Here is a 1,093-nt window from a genome sequence, read left to right on the forward strand (position 1 = left end):
TATTGAGACTTACGTAAGTCATGACATCACCAGAGCTCGGCTTGTTTCCAACATGCGGCGATGATCGATTTGCGCTTCTGCCCGCTCTTGAGCTTATTGCGAGCGGTGTACTTCAGTTCAGCGAGGTTGTCAGGACAGAAGTTGGCCAGGGCGTGCCGCTTAAGCCAGGCCCACAAATACTCGACCGGATTGAGGTCTGGGGCATAGCCGGGCAGCAGTGCCATCTGTATTGCTCCATCCGTGCTGTCGAGATATTCGCGCACCACGCGGCTTTTGTGCTGTGCTGCACCGTCCCACACGATCAACAACTTGCGCTTGAACTGCGTGCGCAGCGCCTTGAGGAATTCCACGATCTGCGCGCTCTTGATCGCGCCATCGTGCAAGCGAAACAGGAAATTCGCGCGGGTGAGGCCGGCGATGGCCGAAACATGCTTCCAGTTGAAGTGAAACTGGATGACCGGCGTACATCCCTTGGGCGCCCAGGTGCGCACGCGCGTGGGACGCTCCGAGAGGCCCGATTCATCAATGAACACGATCAGTCTTCGTTCGGCGGCACACTTTTTTTGAGCGCAGGCCAAGTTTTGCGCTTCCAAGTCAGCACAGCTTGCTCGTTGCGTTCGATGGCCCGGCGCTCCGGCTTTTGCGAACTGAATCCCAGCGCGCCCAGCAGTCGCCAAACATGGACCTCGCTGAAGGTTATGCCGTACAGTCGCTCGATGAGCGCCCGTACGCGTTTGAGTGTCCACAACTCGGTACCGAAACCGTGTGTCAATGGACCTTGCAGCAGCGCCACGCGCACGCCCTCCAACTGGCCCGCATCCAACTGCGCTGGCCGGCCCGTGGTCATGACGCGTAACGCCTCAATGCCGCCTTCGTCCAAACGGGCCTTCCATGTGTATGCCGTCTGTCGCGCCACGCCAACGGCCTTGGCGGCTTCGGCTGGCGTTTTGCCCGCCAGCATGAGGCGGCCGGCTCGCATTCGCTTGCGCGTCGCTTCGTCCATCTTGGCCATGAATCTCATCCCTCATCAAGGCGATGATCGTATAACGCTCAAGCCGAGAATCGGTTGTCATGGATTTAGTAAAACTCAATA

General features: G+C 58.6%; 1 protein-coding gene. It reads right to left on the bottom strand.

Annotated features, from left to right (window positions below; translation table 11 throughout):
* Positions 1-26: 26 nt before the first annotated feature.
* A protein-coding gene (locus AWB75_RS37555) for an IS630 family transposase (RefSeq protein WP_143746708.1) occupies positions 27-1,012 on the bottom strand; the annotation gives its coding sequence in 2 pieces (ribosomal slippage) (positions 27-553 and positions 553-1,012; 987 coding nt in all).
* Positions 1,013-1,093: the final 81 nt, after the last annotated feature.

Source organism: Caballeronia catudaia (assembly GCF_001544755.2).
GTDB classification, from domain to species: Bacteria; Pseudomonadota; Gammaproteobacteria; order Burkholderiales; family Burkholderiaceae; genus Caballeronia; species Caballeronia catudaia.